The sequence below is a fragment of the Priestia sp. FSL H7-0729 genome, assembly GCF_038005685.1.
Classification (GTDB): domain Bacteria; phylum Bacillota; class Bacilli; order Paenibacillales; family Paenibacillaceae; genus Paenibacillus.
On sequence record NZ_JBBOTQ010000004.1, the window covers coordinates 126,623 to 150,794 of the forward strand.

Sequence of the window (24,172 nt, forward strand, 5' to 3'; positions counted from 1 at the left end):
TTTTGATTTACATATTTCTCGTATGTTTAATAATATGCTCGCTCCTGTGAACCCGGCTCAACGATAAAGAGCATATCGCAGACACGATAAACAAGGCTCCACTGATAAGGTATACCCATCGAACGCCCATTTGATCGGCGACTAGACTAAAGATGACTATGGATACACTCATCACTGTGGATATCAGGACCCCACGTGTGGCGTATACCTTGGTTAGGGATAGGGCAGGTACAATAATGCTCTGAAGCGCTGTCTGCTGAGCCGCAGCACGAATCTGATGAACTGGACCCATGAGTATGCATAACACCAAAGCGAGCCATGGCAGGTTGTTTAGACCATAAACGACGGTCAGCAGGCTGAAGAGAAGGGAACCCATGGTCATACTAGCGTTTAGATGCTTCTGAATACGTTTGGCCAGTGCAAGAGCCAGAATACCTCCAAGCATGGTTCCAGCAGCGTAACTCGAGTTCATGAGTCCCCACCAACCTTCTCCTCGTCCCAGAACTTCTTTTGCAAAGGCCAACGTAACAGCTCCGATCCAGATGGAACCCGCAAGAGTCTGGGCAATGTCCATAAGCGTGATCAGACGTAATGATGGATTCTTCCAAATCATACTCCAGCCTTCCCTCAATTCATTCCGTGATACAGCAGATTTCTGAGGTTGTTCAACATTTCGTGTGAGCAAGCCCATGGCAATCATGAAGATCAGAACGGCCCAGGACAGGCTTGTAGCTGCCCAGAATGTCTGTGACGCCCCCCAGTTCATCACGGCGAATCCCGTCATGGCGTACCCGACAATGGTTACTGTCTGATTGGAGAGCGAAAGTAGGCTATTGGCTTTCACAAGGTCGTCTCCCTGAACCAATCGTGGCGTTAACGTATTCAGTAACGGAGATTCCCATCCGTCCAATAAGGATAGTATAACAACGCCAATCAAGAGAAGCGGCAGCTGTGAAATCAAATGATTCAACGAAATAGCTATACAGGTCATGAGGAATGTTTTGGCTATGGAAATGCTGATCAATAGTTTGGAGTATGCGAAACGGTTCACAAGTAATGGCAAAGTGAAACCTGCTATTGTGCGTGCAATGATCTGGATAAGGGGAAACATTGCAGCATAGAGTACCGATCCAGTGTGACCGTATATAAATGTAGTTATGACCATGATATAGATGACATTAATAAGCGAGAGCAGTGTTTTGACGGCCCAATATGGATAAAATGCGATGTTCATGCCAAGGATGTCCTTTCCGAAACGATACATCTATATTACGGGCAATGTCATCCTTGCACCACAAACAAAGTTATCATTTTCCCGTCATTTCAACGCAAAAAAGAAACTGCCGAGCGGGGCAGTCACTTCTTGTGCCTATAGTTATGCCATAGCGAGTGTGAAGGCGATAAGCAACATTAGCAGGCTGGTTGTTCTGACCATAGTCATATAAGGCCTGCTGGGTTCGGCTTCACCCCGGGAAATCCAGCCATAACGCAGATACCAGCCGAATTTGGGGAAACAGAGATTGATAATACAGAGCACCATGAATATAAAAAAGAGGGTTCTCATACCCATCTTCCTTTCTTACTTACATAACGGATCTCATCTTAACGTTTGCGTCTGGTAAAAAAGACTACAATCAAAATAATAATGATGATAATTAACAGAAATTTCATGCGTATTCCTCCTGATGAACGTTAGGTTATTGTCGAATGTTAGTTATCAACTATTACCCAAGAACCACATGACTTGAATAACTGTGTTACAATTAAAATATATTGTTTTTATATCAACACATACCATTTGGTTAGTTGTATCTCCATATAATGTACGATTACAGACTATATAAACATTAACATGTGTGAGATGAAGGAGGAAGGCATGAGCCAACATAATCAATCCCCATTACAGTGGGAATTTATCATCTCGAAAGTGAAATCCTCCGTGACCGTGGTCGATGCTACCTTGCCTGAGCTTCCGCTCATGTATGTAAACGAACACTTTACCCGGCTGACAGGATACACGTATGAAGAGTCTGTAGGACAGAATTGCCGATTTTTGCAAGGACAGGACACAGACCCCGAAACGGTAATGCAGATTCGTGATGCATTAAAGAAACAACAGTCCATTAAGATTGATATCTTAAATTATACAAAAAGTGGCCAGAAGTTCTGGAACGAACTGAATATTGATCCGATCTTTAATGAATCCGGAGAGTGTTTATATTTTGTAGGCATTCAATACGATATCTCAGAACGGAAGTATGCCGAACAACAGTTGAAGTTCGCAACTTCCATGGCTGAGATGAACAGCAGAGGGCAATTGGAATTCATCGGAAAGCTGAATCACGAGCTTCGTACGCCACTCAACGGCATTATGGGTATGATCGAACTTGCCAGTATGGGTGAAACTACGGATGAACAGAAAGAATACCTTGAACTTGCACGTCAATCGGGTGAGGCGCTACTTAACATCGTTAACAATAGCCTGGATATGGCGAAGCTGGGCAGAGGCAAAATGGATGTTGAAAACATTGAGTTTCAACCTCTGAAGCTGATCCAACAGATTGTAAAGACACATGAGCCTGCGGCGCAGAATAAAAATATACGTTTGCTCTGTCATGCTGATCTGAATGTTCCTGATGTACTTATCGGTGACCCGCTAAGACTTCGGCAGGTACTGGATAATTTGCTGAGTAATGCGATCAAGTTCACGGAACAGGGTGAAGTGCAGTTACAGGTGGATGTGAGGAAACAATTGATGGATACTGTGATATTGGTATTCTCTGTGCGTGATACGGGAATTGGCATTCCTCCACATCAGATGGAACAATTGTTTGATGCATTTACTCAAACCGATATCTCCCATGCGCGCCGATTTGGCGGAAGCGGGCTTGGACTGACCATCTGCAAAGAACTGCTGGAACTGATGAATGGCCAGATCTCGGTGGAAAGTACCGAGGGGAAAGGTACACAGTTTGAGGTGATACTGCCCTTGCTGCGCCAACAGGCCATTCCCAATGTAGGATAACCAAACAAGCAGGACAGCCAGGTGATCTCGGCTGTTTTTTTTTATTGTATTGAATTGTTTTACGAACGGGCGTTCTGCTATAATGTAAGTGTTGAATGGGGGAGACACAGCATGAGTAAGAGACGCACAGGACGAAAACGCAAAGGCAAGCAAGGTTTCAAAAAGCAGGTACTTACACTGGTAGCCATGCTGCTGGTAGCCCTCTACGCCTGGGCTGGGGGAGAATGGCCAGAGGAGATACCTAATCCATTCGGAGGGACGAATAAGAGTGTAGACCATACCATTACGTTTCCTTCAGAGCGCTATCCCGAAACAGCCAATCATATTAAAGCTGCAATCAAGGCAGGGCATTCGGATGTATGCACCATTGATCGTAGTGGAGCTGAAGGCAATCGGGATCTATCACTCAAGGGTGTTCCGGTCAAAAAAGGTAAGGATCGTGACGAGTGGCCCATGGCAATGTGCGCTGAAGGAGGAACAGGTGCAGATATCCAATACATTACCCCAAAGGATAATCGCGGTGCAGGTTCATGGGTAGGGAATCAGTTAAGTACATATCCGGATGGAACACGAGTGAAGTTTGTAGTGAAATAACGACAGGATATGGATGGACAGAAACAAGGATAGTAAGGGCTGAGTTGTGAGGCCAGTGGCAGTGTGGTTCAGGATAAGTAGAAGAGAAAAACCAGACGTGCATGCGTCTGGTTTTTTGGTATGAAGTGCTGGCATAAATAGATACAGTTAACGTATCTATAGTGGAACTGAGTTTCTAGGATTATGGAGCCGACTACACGAGTTGCATTCCGCTTAAATGATGAGACCGGATGCTTAACAGACGCGTAACATGTTCAACCTCATCAAACGGTATCCATAGACTGCCGTGAACCGTACGTAAGGAGAGAATGGATGTATCAGCGGTACGCTCGGGATATCCGGTTACCGTCTGACCGCTTGTATTACGAACCATGATCTGTTGCTTGCGCCGGATGGAAATTTCTACCTCTTTTTTCATAAGTCATTGCTCCTGATTATGAGATGATAAATCCATATGTCAATGTTTTCAATGGTTAATTTGTCTTCTTTATCTAGTCTATCAGAACTAGGTATAGATTTCCAGAAGAGAAATCAATAATCTTCTAGGTGATTTGTCTTAGCTGTGGATTAGCCGTTTTTGAATGGGGATTACGGGGTTATATTAGGATAAAAGGAGGGGAACGGAATGACAAAACTGATTATTGGGCTGGCCCGTACCGAGAACGAGGCTATAATTATGCTGAATAAAGCTAAAGAGGTAGGTATTAAGGATAAGTACTTGGGAGCGGTGGCGAAAGAACAGCTTAATCTGGAGCTGGTGAGCGAGAAGACGGGTTTGCCTAAACCTTTAAAGGGTGCAGGAACGGATGGTGCCTTTGGCGCGCTAAAAGGGATATTGGCTGGTCTGGGGAAACGGATGGATCAGACGATGTCGATCGGAAAAGCAGTGCGCAGACTCGCCGGCAATGAGATCGGGAGTGAGACCGATGATTTGGTGCTGACACTGACTGAAGCGGGGATCTCGGAAGAAGACGCACGGTATTATGAAGATTGGCTGTTAAAGGACCATATCTTGGTTATCGTGGAGTGCAGCGAGGAAGAGGCGGCTCGTGTTCGACCGATTTTACTTTTTTAGTTTAATTTAAGGCTGATTTTAGGTTTCTTTAATGTTGGGAAGGTATTCTTATCTCACACCTCCCTTAATATAGATTGGTTTACCGGAAGTCCGGGACCGCAACTCGGACTTTCTAGGCACTGTGAGCTGATCGCTTGCAGTGCCTGTTTCATTTATATAAGTTGAACTAAAGAATATTTACACAGACACTCCGATGACAGAACAACCTTCTAATCGCTGTTATCCCCAGATTTTTTCGATTCCCTTTTGAAAGGGAAAATCCGGTGATAGCGTATGCTTCCGATGTAGCTTTCTTTCAGAAAGCTTTTAGGCGAACCTTCGCTTTTTCAGTTTTTTCTGTTCTCTCCGTTATCGTGTAAATTATTAGTTAAACTTATATAGTTGTATTATTTTTAATAAAAGGTGTTGCAAAGTTAATTAGTTCATGGTAAGATATTTCTTGTCGCCAAGAAATACATAATCCTGCCGGGGTGGCGGAATTGGCAGACGCACAGGACTTAAAATCCTGCGGTAGGTGACTACCGTACCGGTTCGATCCCGGTCCTCGGCATCTTAAAGAAAAGCATGAGATCCCTTTATGATTAGGGATCTTTTGTTTTTCTACAGCTTATTTAGATTAGATAAAATAAAGGTAATTGAGTTCCGCGTAGGGACAGCAATTTTTCCCATGTCCCAATTCGGCATTTACATGTAATCGTCTGATGCTTCGTTTTACGTATCTGTGATATTTGCTTGATCACTTTTAGTATGGGAAATGCTCTAATTGATCCGTATTTTATCAATCACAAAATATTTACAATTATTTCACTCCGACTGAAACCACCAATAATTGCACCAAGCAAATATAGCCACCAAATTTAAGTGGTTACCAGCAGCGGTTTCATCCTCCTCAGAATATTCCATTCTATCTCGATGTACATTTTTTCTTTTTTGCTGATCTGAAGACACTTAAAGCTTTCAAGCGGGTTAAGTGAGACTCCCCGCTTGCATTAACACACTCAATGCTTACGTCAATAGCTAATAATAACCAGGACTATAATGTTGAATATTTCATGAATCAATATGCCTATTAATTTTACCTAAAAGAAGGAATTAGTCATATGATGTCGAATGTAAGGTTTCAGGTTTACAGCGGTTTTTTTTCGGCGCAAAATCATTGGAGTTGTGCTTAGTGGAGAGATTCTCTGATCATTATGGAAAAACAAGTGATGCTTCACGGCTAAACGAAAGTAGAAAACAGTTGCGAAGAAACCTGTAAGCTGAGCGTTAGATTTCTTCTTTAAAAAAGCTAACTGGTCAACAAATAATTCAAGCTAACATAGATATGCTTTCTGGACCAGATATGAGTGGTTTATGGAGTTGGATATAGATCAGGGGTATAAAGTAGAATTGTGGGAGGTGCGGGAGACCGATTATACTCTCATATAGTTGACACTGTACCTCTAATTCAACATGTATTGTAGAATCACGTTAAAATTGCTTTGTTTTTCACCATGTTAATGTATCTATTCCAACTCTTATTCTATCAATGAATGAATACATGAGAAAATATTAATTATAGTGGGAGTGACCTCTTTTGCAAAATTTCGTGGTGAATATTTTAAATAAAATTGAAGTTTATAAAAACTATGTACCTACTGGGAAAACTCTACTCAATGATAGAAATATGACCATAAAAGAATTATTATCAGAGCTCATTAATCTCTTTAACCAAGAGGAGGCTGCTATACTTGCAGAGCATTCGAAAGCATATGTAACCGACAATTATGAAAAAAATGTAAGGTATTTTGCTACACAACTGGTTTTATTATTAATTCCAGAACATGAAAGACTTAAAGGTTATGAGGATTATAAGAAACTACTAGGCCAACGGCATTTCTCTTATGGTTTCTACAGTCTTTTCGATAGTCAACGTTTGATTAAAAAGGATGAAGGGAAAGGGAAACAATTTCATTCCATCTTGGAAGATTCATTTTTTGAGAAAATACTTTACTTAGGATTAGTTGATTTTTATAAAAATTTCTTTGGAAAGTTTTCTGATAATGAAGAAGCGATTGAATTATTATGTAAATATTATCCTGAAAAAGTTAATTTGAGACAGAACTTAGATGATATTGTAACAGCGATTTTTCGTCATATTACTAACGCAGGAACATTTGGTGACTCCGGCTTTGCTTACAATGGAATAAAACTGATCAGCCAGTATATTGGTAGATTGCCTAAAGGGGTAATACATAAATTACTTAAAAATTATGAAATTTACAGAATAGTTAATGATAAAGTCTACAGAAATCAGGTTTTTACAATAATTAATTATTCTTGTATTAATGATGTTGAAAAGCCTAAGTACAAATTTTTCTTTTTAGATAGCCTACTTATAGCTAATTATATGAATAACATTCTTGTTAAAGCATATGGGCAAAATAACTACATTGGTGGTAATTATGACTTTCTTACCAGTAAACTAAAGAAAAACAGATTAGGAGTACTTAAATATTCTAGTACCGAGAAGATATATACTTACTGGACTAACAATTTTGTAGCAGAAAGAAAGTTTATAGTGGTTCGCAAAGCTGTTATTCATATATCTTTTGAAATTAATCAAAATAAGATTATTATACATAATTTAGAAAAAACATCCAAACCGTTAAATATAACATTCAAATACGAGGATTGGTTATTAGATCATTATGGGTCAGTGAAGTTTGAACAAGAACTAAATGATGTTGTAAAATCTGACGAACCAGAATTAATTGATGAAGATGCCGATAAAATTACTGAAACACTAGAACCAATTGGATCCATCTCAAAAGAAGCATCTATGGGCGATAATCATCATTTGATTTTCTCTATGCTTTATCTCAATCAATATAGAGGGCTTAGAGAGCAGTTGGTTGATTTTGATCACAAATATACATATAGCAATGATTTAAATGCACTGGTACCCTTAGAAGCTCAGACAATCATTCCGCATTTTTACGGAAAAAATATTTACTCACTATCCTGTATAGTTGGCAAGAATGGTGCAGGGAAAAGTAGTACGGTGGACTTTTTAAGAAGCACATTCTTTAAACTCATTCATTTAATCCGTGATTATAATCTTACCTGTATCAATGGCTGCGTATGCGAAAGAGACTATGCAAAATATAATATTTTAGATATGGGTTGTGAATTTGTAATCGTATTCCATCTAAACAACAAAACATTCTACTTAACTAATATAGAAAATATAGTTGTTTCCCAGGTAGAGCCATTTGATCGTAATGCGTATGATAGTAACAATGAACTAAGTAAAGTCATATATTTTTCAAATATGCTCAGTGCTAATCAAGATAGCCTGCTTGTCGATAAAGAAACAACTGAAAGATACGTTTTGACTGTGGAAGAAAAAGAAGCTATACAGATAGCCGAATCTCTTAACAGTTTCAAACAAGTCGATTACTCTGAGGCAGCAAGTTTTATACGTAAACGTAAGGCTACCAAGGTAGCGGCTCAAGCTCATGACAACAAGAATAAGAGAGATTTTATCCAGCCTAAGTTTAGTCCAGCTTTTAATAAAGACTTATATTATCAATTAACTTTTTTAAAGCATTTGACACAGGAAGACATAGGCAATTTTTTTGATATGCCTACAGGTAAAATATTTACTCTCAGAAGTGATTTGTTGAATGAAGTAACTCATATGCTTAAGCAACCAATTGAAGGTTTGGAAGATTTCAAGCCATTTCTCTCAGCACCCGATGCCAATCTAGGACCTTTCTCGTCAGGGCAGTATGCAAAGTTTTCATTCCATTCCAAGCTCTACTGGTTCTTAACGGGTCATGAAAAATATGTTAAGGAATTCGAGGATATGTTAGGCCCAAATGATTTCAGCCTCGACGAAGCACTCTTAGATGGGGAAACAGCACTTATATTCATTGATGAGGGTGAGCTTTATTATCATCCTGAATGGCAACGAAATTATATTAAAACACTCATAGATAGTATTGATCGCACGGTCACTCAAACAGATTCAAAACTCCAAGTGGTTATTACAACTAATTCACCATTCATTATTTCAGATATTCTCAACGAAGATATTACCTATCTTTCTAAGGAAAAAGAAGGATTTCAGGATACCTTCGGTCAAAATATTCATAAGCTTCTTACACAAAATTTCTTTATGGACTATACCATAGGTGAATACAGCCGGGAACTGATTGTGAGAATCACGGAATGGCTCTCAAAAAGAGATGAGAGTAAAATTAGAGAAGAACTCAGTCATTATTATAATGAAGATATAGAATCTAAAGACTTTTTCAAGAAAATAAATGATTTGATTAATAAAATAGGCGAACCGATTTATAAAAGAAAATTATTAGATATGCTCAGCAAAACAGAGTGGGGAATTCAGGGGACTAAAACATTGCAGATAGAAGCGTTAGAAAAAGAGATGACCGAAATGAACCTTAGAATTATAGAGTTAAAACGAGAAAGCACGGTGAAGTAATGATTCAAATTAAAACTTATTCTGAAGAATTTGAGCGAGAGTACTGGACTACAGCAAAATCGAAAATATCATCTTCTATCCAATCAGAAATTATCAAGAGTTGTGAAAAATTTCTACCGAGCAACTTTTTTGAAGGTATCGAAGATGAATTTAAATTCAAGGTATTAATCCTTTCTCCATTTGAGAAGCTGAGTGCTGCAGAAGTATTTATAAATACTGAGACAACTGGTATCAAGCAGGAGGAGTGCTTTGACATTCATGAAGATGGGAGCACTACTATTAAAGGCATCTATAAGACTATTCATGACTCCTACGAATTACTTGCTAATTCAAAATTAAGTTATTCAACTATGCGTGTCAGAATTGTTAAGAACACTGGTCTCACAGTGTGTCCTTACTGTAACAGAGACTACATTAACTGTAGAGCACCGCATGTATCAGGTGCCCAACTAGATCATTTTTTCAGCAGATCAGTATCCCCCTTATTTGCGATCTGTCTGTATAACCTCATTCCCGTCTGTGGCAACTGTAACAGAGTTAAAAGTTCCTCTACATCAGTATTTGCTTCCCCTTTTGATAACAGTATTGACTGGGGAAAGGACTTGATTTTTTCATATACTGGAACAAATTTAGATGATATAAAAATTACCTTAGACTCCAAAGGTTATCTGAAGACCAATATTGATACAATGAGGATTGAAGAGGCTTATCAAATACATGGCTCAGAGGTCCTGGATTTAATAGAGAGGGAGCAGATGTATAACAGTTCGCAAAAGAGAGAGTTGATAGATGTATTAGGTCCGGAAAATTTAACTGATAATGATATTAAAAAAATTATTTTTGGCCCTGAGATTACGAGAGAGGCCATGCGAACTAAACCACTTGGAAAAATGATGCATGATTTGCACAAAGAATTAAAGATATATAGTAGTGAGGATTAGCAAACATCGGACAAATTAAAGCATTCCCGATTATAAACAGGCTCTGCTAGTTTCTCTACTGAGTTGAAAAGGAAGGGGAAGTATGTTGAAAATGATCTGTTAGCTTCAGTGGTCGATTGATTAAGTAACATATAACTTGAACTCCGCCATCGCGGTTGAGGATAGCTCCTGATCAGAGTTGACTTCGAAATAACACTGTCAGCGCATGTTCCATGTCTTTACGGGCTTTACCGTTACCAAGTATTTACGCAACAGGAGGCTTAAGCTGGCGAACTGACGGGGAGAACAATGCATACCGGTTCGATCCCGGTCCTCGGCATCTAAAAAAGAAAGATCGCATGACGCTTGTTAACCGAGCTGCATGCGATCTTTTTTTTGTTCTTTAATAATGAATGTGATATCATACCTGACCACTTCACCATGCAGTTCATAAACATAAACCCTGCATAATACATATCAGAAGGTACATTTATCTGACTTTTATGAAGAGACGGAACAATGGTGTATACTATCCATAGGCATATATTACCTTTACCTTGCTGAACGATATAGTCACAAAACCAATAAAACAATCTTATGGACGGAGGACTCAAGTTTATGTTGAAACAGCTTAAGCCATACAAGGTGTTACAGGAGCGCAGAATCGAAGAACTGAAATCGGATGCGTATCTGTTGGAGCACCAGAAATCCGGAGCCAAAATCGTACTTTTGTCCAATCAGGACGACAACAAAGTATTCAGTATCGGTTTCCGCACACCTCCGGAAGATGATACAGGGGTAGCCCATATCCTCGAACACTCCGTGCTCTGTGGGTCCAAGAAATTTCCGGCCAAGGATTCTTTTGTTGAGTTACTGAAAGGTTCATTGAATACATTCCTTAACGCCATGACGTATCCGGATAAGACGATCTATCCGATCGCGAGTCGTAATGATCATGACTTCCATAATCTGATGGATATTTATCTGGACGCGGTATTGAATACGAACATTTATGAGAATGAAAAGATATTTTTGCAGGAAGGTTGGAACTACAACCTGACTTCGGCCGATGATGAGTTAACCTACAACGGAGTTGTATATAACGAGATGAAGGGTGCCTTTTCTTCACCGGAACGAATGGTGCGCAGAGAAGTACTGAACTCCCTTTTCCCGGATACCACATATTCCTCCGAGTCTGGCGGATTCCCGGAAGCGATCCTGGATCTAACGTATCAGGGACTGCTGGATTTTCACACGAGATATTATCATCCGTCCAACAGTTACATCTATCTCTACGGGGATATGGATATGGAAGAGAAGCTGCAATGGCTCGATGAAAACTATCTAAGTGCATATGATCGAATCGAGATTGATTCTGCCATCCAACTTCAACCTGCTTTTGCAGAACGGGTAGACACAGTTAAGACTTACTCTGCCGGAAGTACGGAATCGGAAGTGGATAACAGCTTCTTGACCTATAACGCGGTGATCGGCACAAGTCTGGATAAAGAACTGAACATCTCGTTTCAAATTCTGTTATACGCCCTGCTGAACGCTCCGGGAGCGGTATTGAAGCAGGCGTTGCTGGATAAGGGCATTGCGAAGGATGTCTACGGTTCGTATGATGACAGCCTGTATCAGCCTGTGTTCACGGTGGGATTGAAGAAGAGTAATCTGGCGAGCAAAGAGGATTTCCTGGGAACGGTCCAAGAAGTGCTCGAGCGTGTGGTGAAAGAAGGTTTCGATCCTAAGGCGCTCCTTGCAGGAATTAACTCGTATGAGTTCAATCACAGAGAAGCGGACTATGGCAGAATGCCGAAGGGCCTGATCTACGGATTCTCCTCCCTGCAAAGCTGGTTGTACGATGAGGAAGCACCTTTCACCCATTTGGAAGCCAATGATGTATTTGCTGAGCTGCGGACAAAAATGAACGAACGTTACTTTGAGCAGTTGATCGAGAAGTATCTATTGCAAAACACACATACTTCCTTTGTAGCCCTGACACCGGACAAAGGATTGAATTCGCGCAAAGAAGAAGCGCTGAAAGCACGTCTGAAAACTATTCAAGCGGGTCTTAGCGAGGAAGAAGTACAGACGCTGATTCAGAAAACGGAAGCCCTTGCCGAGTATCAGAATACACCTTCAACCAAAGAGCAGCAGCAGGTCATTCCGACGTTATCGATTGAAGATATTGAACCGAAGGCTTCTACGTTGCATCAAACGGTGAACCAGGTCGACGGCACAACCATTCTCCACCATAACCTTTACACGAACGGGATTGGTTATCTGAGACTGCTGTTCGATATCAAAGAAGTGCCACGTCATCTGCTGCCGTATGCAGGATTGCTCAAGAATGTGCTGGGTTACGTGGATACTCAAAACTACTCCTTCAATGAACTGTCCAATGAGATCCATATCCATTCGGGCGGTATTCATAGCGGGATTGGATCTTATGCCAACGCGCATAAGCACAATGAATTCAAGGCTACCTATGAGTTCAACGCCAAAGTGTTGTATGACAAGCTTGGATTTGCCTTTGACATGATCAAAGAAATTGTGTTCACATCCCAATTCGATAATTCGAAGCGGTTATATGAGATCATCTCTCAGATGAAAGGTAATCTGCAACGTAATCTGATCAACAGCGGACACTCTGCGGGAATTGGACGGTCTTCGTCCAAACATTCAGCGGTTGCGGATTTCAGAGAAGCGGTAAGTGGCATCGCCTTCTACCAGTGGTTGGAGGATCTTCAGGCGAACTTTGAGGCTAGAAAAGAAGAGTTATCTTCCAGCCTGCAAGAGTTGACGGGGTATATTTTCAGACCCGAGAACTTGCTTGTTAGTTACACTGCCGATGAGCAGGGATATGAAGGACTGGAGCAACAGGTATCCGATCTGAAAGCGAAGCTGTTCACACATGAGGTTGCCAAAGAAGAGTTTACGTTTACACCTGCTACTCATAAGGAAGGGTTCCGTTCCCCGTCAGAAGTGCAGTACGTGGTGCAAACGGGCAATTACATCGACAAAGGATATCAATACACCGGTTCACTACGGGTCTTGCAGGGCATCCTGTCCTTGGATTACTTGTGGACCAATATCCGCGCCAAAGGCGGAGCTTATGGCTGTATGTCAGGTTTCAGACGGAACGGAGACAGCTACGTTGCATCGTACCGTGATCCGAACCTGGATAAAACGTACAAAGTATATGAAGAGATACCGCAATATTTAACCGATTTCCGGGCAGACGAGCGGGAAATGACGCGTTATATCATTGGTGCGATCCAGGATCTGGATACGCCGAGAACACCTTATGGCGAAGGGGCATTCTCGCTGGAGTGTTATCTGTCGAATGTGACTGAAGCAGATCTGCAACAGGAACGTGACGAAGTGTTAAGCACGAAGGAAAGCGACATTATCGGTTTTGCTGAGCTTTTATCGGCCATTCTTGAACAGCAACAGCGCTGCGTGATCGGTAATGAGAACAAGATTGAGGAACAGAAGCAAATGTTTGACGAAACGTTGGATTTAATCAAAAACTAAACGTTAGTCTCGCTTATCCCCGAACCAATAGGCATCAAAGCGAAAGGCACTTTTATGAGCTGGTTTCAACAGCCTATAGAAGTGCCTTTTTTAATGAGGAGGAATGTGGAGCAACTGTCGCCGACCCATAATGAGAATGGGTGACGTGCTGCGTTGTTCAAGTGACAGCGAGCATGTTGTATATTTTCAGTGTTCGCAAATCTTCCTTTGAAATTTTCAATTCATTATACAACTCCTGATTCTCGGGCAGCGGGGTTCTGGAGAATAACATTTTGAGCGCGATTGGCATGAAAGGTCTGAAGGAGACACCAGCCATCAGTCCCCACTTTTTCTCCGATTCCTGGAAAGATGCCAGAATATTAATATATAGATTCTCCAGCGGCGTGGCCTGATTTTTCAAAATTAGCGTAGTGAGTGTATCATAATGCTCAGTGTGGCCCCAGTACATATTTTCGCATTCTTGATAGTTCTCAAAATCCTTCACATTCATATACATCACGGTGCGATAACGATTGGCATCCGATTGAGCCATCATGTCAATGACACACCGAATGAGACTGTTATTACGCCCATCATAGAAGTAGGAATAGAAACGTGTAGAGTTCTTGAAAAAGCTGGACGGAACCGTATTCATCAAGGGAGAAGCGTGTCTGGGTTCTTGATACAAGAGTTGTTCCACCTGAATGTTGAGCGCGTTCGCAATATGATGTAACGTCACCAGATCAAGTGTAATATCGCCGCTCTCATATTTGGACAGGGTGCCCTTGCTTTTGAAGATCTGATCTGCCAGCTGTTGAACCGTCAGTCCCCGCCACTTCCGAAAGTTTCGTATTTTCTTGCCAACTTCCTGATTGATATTGTTCATAGCTAGTTCTCCTTATGTAATGTTTCTTGAGAATAGGTGAAAATGATGAAAGTCATTCTTAAAAATGATGTTATATGAGAAATATATCACTTTCTCACCGAAAAACCTATTCTAAGGAAACAATAAACTTTATTTGTTTCGTCAGGATAGATTGTATTGCATTTGATGCAATTTCTACGTCATGGAATAATAGATCTCATACGACATGAACCGACAATGAAAAGTTGAACAGACAGAGGAGCAGAAGCTACTATGAAATATAACTTTGATGAGATTATAGATCGCACAGGTACAAATGCCATGAATACGGATGGTTTCCGTCAATATATTTTTAACGCCACAGAGGACATGACTTTTCCATTTAAGGATGAAGAATTCATTCGCATGTGGATCGCAGATATGGAATTTGCCACACCTCCCGAGATTCTGGATGCAGTCAAGGAACGTCTGGACCGTAGAATTATGGGTTACTCTCAGGTATTTGATCCGGCATACTATGAAGCTGTCTCGAATTGGATGAAAAGGTACTATGATTGGTCCTTCCCGAAGGAGCATTTGGAGACCTCAAACGGGATTATCCCCGCTTTATATGAACTGGTGGAATATATCTGTCAATCGGATGAGAAAGTACTGATCGTGACCCCGTCTTACGGTTTCTTCAAGTCAGCAGCGGAGCATAACAATCTTGAACTGGTATGTTCGGATATGATTAACGAGCAGGGTCGTTACTCGATTGATTTTGAGGATTTTGAAGCCAAGGCCAAGGATGAGAAGGTAAGGGTATGTATTTTCTGCAACCCCCATAATCCGTCTGGACGTGTCTGGACAACGGAAGAGCTACAGCGTGTGGGTGAGATCTGTCTAAGGAACAATGTATGGATTGTTTCGGATGATATTCACTGCGATCTGCTGCGAACTGGCAAAAGACATACGCCACTTGCGAAGCTGTTCCCGGATTCGGATCGAATCATTACTTGCATGTCTCCGAGCAAAACATTCAATATGGCTGGCCTGATGTTCTCCAATGTCATCATTCCAAATAAGTCACTTCGAGAGACCTGGCAGGCACGCCATTATGGTTTTAAAAACCCACTGAGCATTGCCGCCACGCAGGCAGCCTATGAAACGGGTGATGAATGGCTAAAACAATTAAAAGCTTATCTCGACGCCAATTTCGCATGTGTAGAACAATATGTGAAGCAACACCTGCCACGGGCTGTCTTTCACATTCCAGAAGCAACGTATCTTGCGTGGATTGATATCTCGGCATATGCTCCCGAGCATGTAAGTTTACCTTTATTCTTTGCTGAGCAAGCGGGTGTGTTGCTCGAAGATGGTCATATGTTTGTCGCGAATGGTGAGGGTTGTATTCGGTTGAATCTGGCTTGTCCGCGTTCTGTCCTTCAGGAAGGATTACGGAGAATCAGTAGTGTGCTTGTAAAAGAAGTCGAAGAGGTGCCTGTTTAAGGATAACGTCATCAAGTCATCACGCAACAGCGTGGTGGCTTTTTCGGATGCGTACACGGAATGCAGCAAGAACAAGGTTTATCTCGAGGTGAACGTATACCCTGATGCGCAATTCTGGTCTGCTGTCCCCGGTTATGTTAAAATGGTGGATAGTCTATGAGTTGCATGACATGCGGCTCTCAGAAGGAAGAGCCCGGTAGTTGGGCTGCACGTAACTGCATTCATCAGGGGAAAGGAGCCTATACATATGTTTGGAAACGATTGGGACAAGGTACTACAGGAAGAGACGGAAGCCGAGTATTTCAACAAGATTCGTTACACCCTAGCCGCCGAGTATAAAACGCAGACGGTCTTTCCGCCCAAAGAAGACCTGTTCTCCGCACTGAAGCTGACGCCATATCATCAGGTTAAGGCCGTTATTATTGGTCAGGATCCTTATCACGGAGCAGGTCAGGCTCATGGATTAAGCTTTTCGGTTAGACCGGGGGTACGCGTACCTCCTTCTCTGAAAAATATATATAAGGAACTTCACGCTGATCTGGGCCTGCCAATTCCGAATCATGGATCTCTGGTTCATTGGGCACAGCAGGGAGTCCTGCTGTTAAATGCTGTTCTGACGGTCCGTGAAGGTCAGCCGAACTCCCATCAGGCATTGGGCTGGCAGACGTTTACGGATGCTGTCATCCGTGCGCTGAATGAACGTCCAGAGCCGATGGTATATATGCTGTGGGGCAGTCATGCCCAGAAGAAAGGTACATTTATTAACAGGGACAAACACCTGGTACTGGAGTCTACACATCCCAGTCCGCTGGCCGCGCATCGCGGATTCCTCGGCAGTCGTCCCTTTTCCAAAGCCAATGAATTCTTGACCTCCGAAGGTATTGAACCGATCGATTGGAAGATACCTGAAAACTAGACAGATGGAGGTGAGAACATTGCGACATTGGATAGGACGAAAAGTAGCGGTATATCGTGCAACAGGCATACGGGAGCCATTGAAGGGAACGCTGGTCGAGTGGGATGAAGAAGCGGAATGTGTACGGATCGGACCGAAACGGATCAAGGTATCGTTTGACAATATCGCAATGATCAGACCTCTTCCCGAAGAGAGTCTTCCCTTAAAGAAAGCACGTTCTGAAGTGCACAGAGTTGGATATGTGATGAAAAAGGCAATTCAGTTCGAAAATGCGATCTATTTCAAGTCACAGGTTATGATTTGGCGACGGGCCAAAATTGTAGCGTTATCCACAACGATTTTGCGGCATGACGAGGATCAGGTTGAGCTTGCAGACGGCCGGGTTCTGCGTAAAGACAAGCATATGTTTGTCGTACGTTCACGCCGTGGGATACGTTAGATATACGAAGATTTAATATTCATTTCATGCAAAGATCATATGGATTTAATGTTCGGTCTGTATATTAGGTAGTAACAACCCCTTCTAAATTGATGTGTATTGATATGGGAGCCCGGCCGGCTGCAAACGGTTGGGTATTTTTTTGTCCATTGGTTCTGTTAACCTGTTGTACATACCCATAACATTCATGATATATACTATTAAGATAGATCATAATAAGGAGTGAAACCGAATGAAACGTATAGCTGTTTTTGCAGGCTCCAATCCGGGAAATCACCCCGATTATACAGAGAAGGCTGTTCAACTGGGCAAACAGATTGCCGATCGTGGTTATGCACTGGTCTATGGTGGTTCTTGTATGGGCTTGATGGGTGCAGTAGCCGATGCTGCTCTTGAGCAAGGGGGAGAAGTAATTGGGGTTATGCCTACCGGATTGTTCCGGGGCGAGGTTGTTCATGGAGGGCTCACGCAGCTGATCGAAGTGGGAACCATGCATGAACGAAAGGCTACAATGGCTGAATTGTCCGATGGATTCATTGCTCTTCCTGGAGGCATGGGCACATTTGAAGAATTATTCGAGGTACTGTGCTGGGCACAGATCGGTATTCATCGTAAGCCTGTTGGTTTATTGAATGTCAATGGATATTATGGACCACTGATGAAGATGGTAGAACATAGCGTACAGGAAGGATTCTCCAATACTTCGCATCTCAGTCTGTGGAGTCTGGAATCTGATCCGGCTGAACTGCTCAACCGAATGTCATCCTATATTCCTGCAGAGTTAACTCAGAAGTGGTCACAACTCAACGGGAAATGAGTGCATAAGAAGACGGGCCTGAACCTACTCGTTCCTCGGGAGAATTTTCGATCTGCCCAAGCAAGTTGCGCTATCGGACATAGTCTATAGTGTACTTTGATGAAGAGGGGAGTGTCACTGATGAGCGAACTCAAAGGTACAGGTTACGGGTATTGCGGAGGCTTCGGTGGTGGAGCGTGGACATCGACAGGTGCAATTCTGGTATTGTTCATCCTGTTGGTAATTATCTCTCGCACATTCATTCTGTAATTCGGTCAGTATCCCGGGACGGGGATGACGTTGCAGAGGCAGCGCCCGAATAAAAATGACCTTTCCAAAGAGACGCCGGTATATGCCGGCGTTTCAGGGGAACGGTTTTTTTGACGTTTCCAGATTACGTTGAATAATTAAAAAAGCAAAAACCTGCCCCTGAATAAGGTCAGAAGCAGGAGAGAGCCTCCTTGAGCCATTAGCTGCGCCACAAGCAGTCTACACCACAACAGCAGTTTGATCCGGAACACTTAACGATTTCCAGGCGATATATAGCCCGATGGCGGCTGCAATTAAGGAGAGTATTGCTGCAACAATAGCCAGCTGATCCAGTGTGCTGGATGAAGTGGAGTTAAAAGAACGCTGATTAGCCGTCTTGCCGGATTTGTTTTTGATATGGACAGATGATCTGGAAAGCCTGGAAGCCGACTGTAACTGGGATGTGTGAGCACGCGTAGGTATCGATTTTTTCTTTGAGGGATTCAATAGTCAACCTCCTTATAGCGGAGTTCGGTGCTTCCATCGTTCATACTATGTTATGTCGAATTTTAAATTGAGTTCGCATAAATGAGTGAATCCCCAGCCCGTTAGGTGTTGGGCCTGGTCGCTAGTATTTGTGAAGCAGGCAACCCATTATACGCTCTGTTAATACAGGTATAACAAACTGTGTTTATAGTAAGGATCATAGAGGTGAAGCTTGAACACAGGAGGCGCTGGAATGAGGAACATGGAGATTATTGCCCATCGCGGTGCATCTGCCGTATGCCCGGAGAACACGATGATCGCGTTTGAACGGAGTCTGGAGCTTGGAGCGACAGGCATCGAAACCGATGTGCAGATGACAAGAGATGGCAGACTGGTGCTGATACATGATGAGACGTTAAGCCGAACTGGCGGCGCAGAAGGCTGGGTTAAGGATACGACTTACGATCAAGTGCGTACAGGGGATGCCGGAACCTGGTTTCATACCGATTTTGCCGGGGAGCGTATTCCTTCTCTGGAGGAGTTATTCAAGCTGGTACAGGGGAAAGGAACACTGCTGAATCTGGAAATGAAAAATGGTATTGTGAGTTATAAGGGGATGGAAGAGAAGGTTATACAGGCGATCCGGGACTGGAATTTGGAGCAACAGGTCGTGCTGTCCAGTTTCAATCATGCTTCGCTCGTGAGATGTAAACGTCTTGCTCCAGAGATCCGTACAGCACTTTTATATATGGAAAAATTGTACCGTCCCTATGATTATGCCGCCAAACTCGAAGCTTCCGGCCTTCATCCCTACAAGCTGGCAGTTACACAAGAAGAGGTTGCTGCTGCGCTGGCACGTGGTATTGTTACCTATCCATTTACGGTGAATGACCCTGCCGAGATGCAGGCCATGATTGCCATGGGGGTGCAAGGAATCATTACCGATGTTCCGGATGTACTGGCATCCTTACTTATGGAACATGCCCGTTAAATGAGGTCTGTATTTTATATGTTCTACATATGCAATGATAAGGCTGTGTTCGAGCTTTTGGGCTCCTTCGCGGCCTTTTTGCGTGTAAAATTGTGTGCAAATCTTCATATATGCAATAAACATGTCCTATTTGTCCATTGCCAGAGTCAATGGATTCACTTACAATGGTCTATGGGAATGAGAATCAATATCATTAAAGTTTGGTATTTATAGAGAGGTGATTGTTATGTACATAGGTTTGAGCAGCTCCATTCATAACGAGGGTGGGCGCGTATGAGTTCACAAGCTTCACCAGAAAAACATAATACGGACTCACCTACAGCAAAGATACACACTCGTCCGTGGGCAGCCACACTTATTCTTACAGGGGGAGTTTTGCTACTCGCTCTGGGTATGGCGTTATCCATATCTTTTGGCGCTGCGGATATTAAGCTTAGCGTAGTCTGGAAGGCCATCTTTGAATTCAATCCGGAGTTGACTCCGCATCAGATCATATGGGAGATCCGGTTACCACGTATTCTTGGAGGAGCAATGGTAGGGGCATGTTTCGCCGTAGCTGGTGCGATTATGCAAGGCATGACACGTAACCCGCTGGCCGATTCAGGATTGCTTGGGTTAAATGCGGGAGCTGGATTTGCGCTTGCCGTTTGTTTTGCTTTTTTCCCTGGCTTGCCATTTATGTACATTATTATGTATTCCTTCCTTGGAGCAGGGGTTGGGGTCCTATTGGTATATGGTTTTGGTGCAGCTTCCAAATCGGGTCTTACACCACTGCGTCTCGTGCTTGCAGGTGCGGCTGTATCAGCGATGTTGTCCGCACTCAGTGAAGGTATTGCATTGTATTTCAGAATTGGACAAGATCTGGCTTTCTGGACAGCCGGTGGTGTAGCCGGAACGAAGTGGTCTCAACTTGAGGTCATGTTCCCATGGGTACTCGCGGCACTAATCGCAGGTCTTCTCATCTCCCGTTCCATTACGCTGCTTAGTCTCGGAGAAGATATTGCTGTGGGCTTGGGACAACGTACGGGGCTGATCAAGCTCATAGGCCTGATTGTTGTACTGATTCTTGCGGGTACGGCTGTGTCCGTGGTGGGTGCGGTCGGTTTTGTCGGACTCATCATTCCCCATCTTACGCGGAAGCTGGTTGGGGTCGATTATCGCTGGATTATTCCATGTTCCGCTGTGATGGGTAGTTTGCTGCTCGTATTTGCGGATCTGGCTGCACGTATGATTAACCCGCCGTACGAGACGCCAATTGGCGCGTTGGTTGCCCTTATCGGGGTACCATTCTTCCTATATCTGGCGCGTAAAGAAAGGAGGACTCTGTAACGATGGAATCCTCAACATTAGTTGGAGCAGAGCGCAAGAAGAGAACCAAAAGTACGATTGTCCTCATTGTACTAGCCCTATTAATTATTGCGGCTTTTGTAGTGAGCATGAACACAGGTTTTACCAAGCTTTCGCCGCTTGAAGTGATGCGCACTCTGTTTGGTGGAGGCACGGCGAAACAGGAATTGATCCTGTTTGAATTCCGTCTGCCCCGTATTGTGATTTCGGTGCTGGTCGGAGCAGGACTAGCGTTATCTGGTTGTATTTTGCAGGGGGTATCTCGGAATGCACTGGCAGATCCGGGGATCCTCGGCATTAATGCAGGTGCTGGTCTGGTCGTCATGTTATTTGTTTCCTTTTTCCCGACAACGACAGCAGCGCCGGTTTTTCTTTTGCCCATTCTGGCCCTAATCGGTTCCGGTTTTGCTGCATTTCTGATCTACGTTCTCTCCTACAAAAAAGGAGAGGGCATCCTGCCTACGCGTATGTTGCTTACGGGGATCGGGGTAGCGGCGGGAATCAGTTCTGCCATGATCGTGCTTACCTTACGGCTTAGTCCGGAAAAATATCAATTTGTAGCTACCTGGATGGCAGGCAGCATCTGGGGTTCGAACTGGAAATTTGTAACGGCATTGTTGCCGTTTCTAATCATTCTTGTACCGCTTGTGCTGTATAAGGCGCGTGTACTGAACGTACTGAATCTGGGAGACCAGACGGCAAGCGGACTCGGCACTCCAGTGGAGCGTGAGCGACTGATATTGCTTGCGGCTGCAGTAGGACTTGCCGGCTCATGTGTATCTGTGAGTGGTGGGATTGGTTTTGTAGGTCTGATCGGACCGCATTTGGCGCGTCGTCTGGTGGGTCCAAAACATCAATTCCTGTTACCTGCATCCGCCTTGATCGGTTCATTGCTTGTACTGGTTGCAGATACGCTGGGTCGTGTCATTTTACAACCTTCTGAGATTCCTGCGGGTATCCTGGTTGCCATTATTGGTGCGCCATACTTCCTGTATCTCTTAAGTAAGACGAAATAGAACGTAATCATTATGGTGTGATTGCATAAGGAGGACTTCAGTCCATGCTTCGCCGTTTCTTTGCCTATTACAGGCCTTACAAAAAGCTCTTTATTCTTGACTTCAGTTGTGCGATTCTGGTCGCACTGCTGGAACTTGCTTTTCCACTGGCAGTCAACCGGGTAGTCGATGATCTGCTGCCAGGCGGACGCTGGGACTGGATTCTATGGGCGTGTCTGGCATTGCTGGGTATCTACTTCCTGAATTCATTCTTGAACTTCGTGGTTACCTATTGGGGACACAAGCTAGGCATTAACATCGAGACGGATATGCGTAAAAGTCTGTTTAATCATGTGCAGAAGTTATCCTTCCGTTTCTTCGATAATACCAAAACAGGACATCTCGTGTCCCGCATGACTAACGACCTGATGGATATCGGTGAGATTGCCCATCATGGTCCAGAGGATGTATTTATTGCGGTAATGACACTGATTGGTGCATTCAGCATCATGATGAGCATTAACGGTAATCTGGCGGTGTTAACGTTTATCATTGTACCGCTGATTATTTATCTCTCGCTCTACTTTGGTAGCAAAATGTCCAAGGCATTCAGCCGAATGTTTGGTGATATTGCGGACTTCAACGCTCGCGTAGAGAACAATATCACAGGTATCCGTGTTGTTCAGGCTTTTGCCAATGAGGAGCATGAAAAAGCACAATTCGCTGTGAACAACGGTCGTTTCCGTCAGACGAAACTAATCGCATACAAAATCATGGCCTGGAACTCCTCTGTCAGTTATATGCTGATGAAGTTGGTATCCCTCTTTGTCCTAGTATGCGGAACATGGTTTGTCATTAACGGCAGTATGACCTACGGTCAGTTCATTGCATTTATTATGTTGTCCAATGTGTTCTTGACACCGATCCAGAAGATCAACTCGGTTATCGAGACGTATCCCAAAGGGATTGCAGGCTTCAAACGTTATACGGAGCTGCTTGATATGGAACCGGATGTGGAAGATCGTCCAGGGGCCGTATCGGTATCCCATTTACGTGGAGATATTCGTTATGAGCAAGTGACCTTTGGGTATTCGGATCAGGAACCTGTTCTCAAAGGTATCGATCTAAACGTACAAGCAGGCGAAACCGTCGCTCTTGTCGGTCCATCCGGGGCGGGTAAAACAACATTATGCAGTCTGCTGCCACGGTTCTATGATGTGCTGGAAGGTCGCATCACGATCGATGGGCAGGAGATTCAGAATATGACGCTGGATTCCTTGCGAAGTCATATCGGAATTGTACAGCAGGATGTATTCCTCTTCGATGGAACCATTCGCGAGAATATTGCCTATGGCAAGCTGGATGCATCTGAAGAAGAAATCTGGATGGCTGCGAGACGTGCACAGATGGAACCTTTGATTCAATCGATGCCAGAAGGACTGGATACGTTAATTGGTGAACGCGGCGTGAAGCTGTCCGGTGGACAGAAACAGCGTTTGTCCATTGCCCGCATGTTCCTGAAAAACCCGCCGATTCTAATTCTGGACGAAGCCACATCCGCGCTGGATACAGAAACGGAAGCAGCCATTCAGCAATCCCTTGCTGAGTTGTCTGAGGGCCGGACCACGCTGGTCATCGCTCACCGATTGGCTACGATCAAAAATGCAGATCGCATTATTGTCGTTGCTGAACAAGGCATTACGGAGCAGGGACGTCATGAAGAATTACTCGCAGCAGGTGGGGTGTACAGCCGCCTTCACTATGCGCAGTTTGGTGCGTAACCTATCCTATGTGGATGTAACAATGTAAATCTGAGAAGTAACGCCATCGTTCTTGACTTGGAAGGAGTCAGGACGGTGGCGTTTTTTTCTTTTTCATGCTCAGGGTGAGAGTCTGCGGTGCCAAGGTTGTTGTCTGACTGTGATCATGGATGTGGAAACGGGTAATATAGCAAAGAGAACACTTAGCGTGTAAAATA

At 43.4% G+C, this 24,172-nt stretch carries 20 protein-coding genes and 1 tRNA gene; 16 read left to right on the forward strand and 5 right to left on the reverse strand.

The annotated features are described in order from the left end of the window. Positions 1-7: 7 nt before the first annotated feature. Positions 8-1,234 carry an MFS transporter gene (locus MHH93_RS11690; protein WP_500054183.1) on the reverse strand — a complete coding sequence of 409 codons (1,227 nt, stop codon included), beginning with the start codon at positions 1,232-1,234 and terminating at the stop codon, positions 8-10. Between the two features lie 141 nt (positions 1,235-1,375). Beyond that, complete coding sequence (locus tag MHH93_RS11695) at positions 1,376-1,564, reverse strand: DUF6199 family natural product biosynthesis protein (RefSeq protein ID WP_051447369.1); 189 nt, start codon at positions 1,562-1,564, stop codon at positions 1,376-1,378. Between the two features lie 312 nt (positions 1,565-1,876). Between MHH93_RS11695 and MHH93_RS11700 the strand changes: the two genes are divergently transcribed. Both MHH93_RS11700 and MHH93_RS11705 read left to right on the forward strand, forming a co-directional pair. Continuing rightward, the gene (locus MHH93_RS11700; protein WP_500054184.1) at positions 1,877-3,025 is read left to right on the forward strand and encodes a sensor histidine kinase; all 1,149 of its coding nucleotides are present in this window, start codon (positions 1,877-1,879) and stop codon (positions 3,023-3,025) included. Between the two features lie 111 nt (positions 3,026-3,136). Beyond that, entirely contained in the window at positions 3,137-3,619 is a 483-nt protein-coding gene (locus tag MHH93_RS11705) for a NucA/NucB deoxyribonuclease domain-containing protein (RefSeq protein ID WP_500054185.1), read from the forward strand. Between the two features lie 193 nt (positions 3,620-3,812). On the opposite strand, the gene MHH93_RS11710 is transcribed toward MHH93_RS11705, so the two are convergent. Next, positions 3,813-4,037, reverse strand: coding sequence for a hypothetical protein (locus MHH93_RS11710; RefSeq protein WP_500054186.1), 225 nt, complete (start codon positions 4,035-4,037; stop codon positions 3,813-3,815). Between the two features lie 207 nt (positions 4,038-4,244). Here MHH93_RS11710 and MHH93_RS11715 point away from each other — a divergent pair, with 207 nt between their 5' ends. The 5 genes from MHH93_RS11715 to MHH93_RS11735 all read left to right on the forward strand — a co-directional run bounded on the left by MHH93_RS11715 (position 4,245) and on the right by MHH93_RS11735 (position 13,643). Beyond that, on the forward strand, positions 4,245-4,694 hold the full coding sequence (locus MHH93_RS11715; RefSeq protein WP_500054187.1) for a hypothetical protein: 450 nt from the start codon (positions 4,245-4,247) through the stop codon (positions 4,692-4,694). Positions 4,695-5,158: 464 nt separating this feature from the next. Continuing rightward, positions 5,159-5,244: transfer RNA gene (locus MHH93_RS11720), tRNA-Leu, on the forward strand. A 1,026-nt stretch (positions 5,245-6,270) separates the two neighbouring features. Then, positions 6,271-9,183, forward strand: coding sequence for an ATP-binding protein (locus tag MHH93_RS11725; protein WP_500054188.1), 2,913 nt, complete (start codon positions 6,271-6,273; stop codon positions 9,181-9,183). Next, the gene (locus MHH93_RS11730) at positions 9,183-10,124 is read left to right on the forward strand and encodes a hypothetical protein (RefSeq protein WP_500054189.1); all 942 of its coding nucleotides are present in this window, start codon (positions 9,183-9,185) and stop codon (positions 10,122-10,124) included. The genes MHH93_RS11725 and MHH93_RS11730 overlap by 1 nt, the downstream gene beginning before the upstream one ends. Positions 10,125-10,721: 597 nt before the next feature. Further along, positions 10,722-13,643 carry an insulinase family protein gene (locus MHH93_RS11735; protein ID WP_500054190.1) on the forward strand — a complete coding sequence of 974 codons (2,922 nt, stop codon included), beginning with the start codon at positions 10,722-10,724 and terminating at the stop codon, positions 13,641-13,643. 157 nt (positions 13,644-13,800) lie between these two features. Here the strand turns inward: MHH93_RS11735 and MHH93_RS11740 are convergent, their stop codons facing one another. Continuing rightward, positions 13,801-14,508: a helix-turn-helix domain-containing protein gene (locus tag MHH93_RS11740; RefSeq protein WP_500054191.1), complete on the reverse strand. Its 708-nt coding sequence runs from the start codon at positions 14,506-14,508 to the stop codon at positions 13,801-13,803. Positions 14,509-14,760: 252 nt separating this feature from the next. Between MHH93_RS11740 and MHH93_RS11745 the strand changes: the two genes are divergently transcribed. From MHH93_RS11745 to MHH93_RS11765, 5 genes are all read left to right on the forward strand, one after another. After that, positions 14,761-15,975 (forward strand): MalY/PatB family protein, encoded by a 1,215-nt coding sequence (locus tag MHH93_RS11745; protein ID WP_500054192.1) that lies wholly within the window; start codon positions 14,761-14,763, stop codon positions 15,973-15,975. 247 nt (positions 15,976-16,222) lie between these two features. Then, complete coding sequence (gene ung / locus MHH93_RS11750) at positions 16,223-16,891, forward strand: uracil-DNA glycosylase (protein WP_500054193.1); 669 nt, start codon at positions 16,223-16,225, stop codon at positions 16,889-16,891. 19 nt (positions 16,892-16,910) lie between these two features. Then, entirely contained in the window at positions 16,911-17,330 is a 420-nt protein-coding gene (locus MHH93_RS11755; protein ID WP_500054194.1) for a hypothetical protein, read from the forward strand. Positions 17,331-17,562: 232 nt separating this feature from the next. Next, positions 17,563-18,147 (forward strand): LOG family protein, encoded by a 585-nt coding sequence (locus tag MHH93_RS11760; RefSeq protein ID WP_500054195.1) that lies wholly within the window; start codon positions 17,563-17,565, stop codon positions 18,145-18,147. Positions 18,148-18,267: 120 nt separating this feature from the next. After that, positions 18,268-18,396 (forward strand): hypothetical protein, encoded by a 129-nt coding sequence (locus tag MHH93_RS11765; RefSeq protein WP_255319930.1) that lies wholly within the window; start codon positions 18,268-18,270, stop codon positions 18,394-18,396. 219 nt (positions 18,397-18,615) lie between these two features. On the opposite strand, the gene MHH93_RS11770 is transcribed toward MHH93_RS11765, so the two are convergent. Continuing rightward, positions 18,616-18,882 (reverse strand): hypothetical protein, encoded by a 267-nt coding sequence (locus MHH93_RS11770; protein ID WP_091014158.1) that lies wholly within the window; start codon positions 18,880-18,882, stop codon positions 18,616-18,618. Positions 18,883-19,114: 232 nt separating this feature from the next. Here MHH93_RS11770 and MHH93_RS11775 point away from each other — a divergent pair, with 232 nt between their 5' ends. From MHH93_RS11775 to MHH93_RS11790, 4 genes are all read left to right on the forward strand, one after another. Further along, the gene (locus MHH93_RS11775; protein ID WP_500054196.1) at positions 19,115-19,852 is read left to right on the forward strand and encodes a glycerophosphodiester phosphodiesterase; all 738 of its coding nucleotides are present in this window, start codon (positions 19,115-19,117) and stop codon (positions 19,850-19,852) included. Between the two features lie 273 nt (positions 19,853-20,125). Next, the gene (locus MHH93_RS11780; RefSeq protein WP_500054197.1) at positions 20,126-21,181 is read left to right on the forward strand and encodes a FecCD family ABC transporter permease; all 1,056 of its coding nucleotides are present in this window, start codon (positions 20,126-20,128) and stop codon (positions 21,179-21,181) included. Between the two features lie 2 nt (positions 21,182-21,183). Further along, positions 21,184-22,215 (forward strand): FecCD family ABC transporter permease, encoded by a 1,032-nt coding sequence (locus MHH93_RS11785; protein ID WP_500054198.1) that lies wholly within the window; start codon positions 21,184-21,186, stop codon positions 22,213-22,215. A 44-nt stretch (positions 22,216-22,259) separates the two neighbouring features. Further along, complete coding sequence (locus MHH93_RS11790) at positions 22,260-23,975, forward strand: ABC transporter ATP-binding protein (RefSeq protein ID WP_500054199.1); 1,716 nt, start codon at positions 22,260-22,262, stop codon at positions 23,973-23,975. The last annotated feature ends 197 nt before the right edge of the window (positions 23,976-24,172 follow it).

What these genes read in the sequence shown, in the direction of transcription:
- MHH93_RS11690 (WP_500054183.1), bottom strand. Translation starts at nt 1,234, where the DNA reads ATGAACATCGCATTTTATCCATATTGGGCCGTCAAAACACTGCTCTCG.
- MHH93_RS11695 (WP_051447369.1), bottom strand. Translation starts at nt 1,564, where the DNA reads ATGAGAACCCTCTTTTTTATATTCATGGTGCTCTGTATTATCAATCTC.
- MHH93_RS11700 (WP_500054184.1), top strand. Translation starts at nt 1,877, where the DNA reads ATGAGCCAACATAATCAATCCCCATTACAGTGGGAATTTATCATCTCG.
- MHH93_RS11705 (WP_500054185.1), top strand. Translation starts at nt 3,137, where the DNA reads ATGAGTAAGAGACGCACAGGACGAAAACGCAAAGGCAAGCAAGGTTTC.
- MHH93_RS11710 (WP_500054186.1), bottom strand. Translation starts at nt 4,037, where the DNA reads ATGAAAAAAGAGGTAGAAATTTCCATCCGGCGCAAGCAACAGATCATG.
- MHH93_RS11715 (WP_500054187.1), top strand. Translation starts at nt 4,245, where the DNA reads ATGACAAAACTGATTATTGGGCTGGCCCGTACCGAGAACGAGGCTATA.
- MHH93_RS11730 (WP_500054189.1), top strand. Translation starts at nt 9,183, where the DNA reads ATGATTCAAATTAAAACTTATTCTGAAGAATTTGAGCGAGAGTACTGG.
- MHH93_RS11735 (WP_500054190.1), top strand. Translation starts at nt 10,722, where the DNA reads ATGTTGAAACAGCTTAAGCCATACAAGGTGTTACAGGAGCGCAGAATC.
- MHH93_RS11740 (WP_500054191.1), bottom strand. Translation starts at nt 14,508, where the DNA reads ATGAACAATATCAATCAGGAAGTTGGCAAGAAAATACGAAACTTTCGG.
- MHH93_RS11745 (WP_500054192.1), top strand. Translation starts at nt 14,761, where the DNA reads ATGAAATATAACTTTGATGAGATTATAGATCGCACAGGTACAAATGCC.
- ung (WP_500054193.1), top strand. Translation starts at nt 16,223, where the DNA reads ATGTTTGGAAACGATTGGGACAAGGTACTACAGGAAGAGACGGAAGCC.
- MHH93_RS11760 (WP_500054195.1), top strand. Translation starts at nt 17,563, where the DNA reads ATGAAACGTATAGCTGTTTTTGCAGGCTCCAATCCGGGAAATCACCCC.
- MHH93_RS11765 (WP_255319930.1), top strand. Translation starts at nt 18,268, where the DNA reads ATGAGCGAACTCAAAGGTACAGGTTACGGGTATTGCGGAGGCTTCGGT.
- MHH93_RS11775 (WP_500054196.1), top strand. Translation starts at nt 19,115, where the DNA reads ATGAGGAACATGGAGATTATTGCCCATCGCGGTGCATCTGCCGTATGC.
- MHH93_RS11780 (WP_500054197.1), top strand. Translation starts at nt 20,126, where the DNA reads ATGAGTTCACAAGCTTCACCAGAAAAACATAATACGGACTCACCTACA.
- MHH93_RS11785 (WP_500054198.1), top strand. Translation starts at nt 21,184, where the DNA reads ATGGAATCCTCAACATTAGTTGGAGCAGAGCGCAAGAAGAGAACCAAA.
- MHH93_RS11790 (WP_500054199.1), top strand. Translation starts at nt 22,260, where the DNA reads ATGCTTCGCCGTTTCTTTGCCTATTACAGGCCTTACAAAAAGCTCTTT.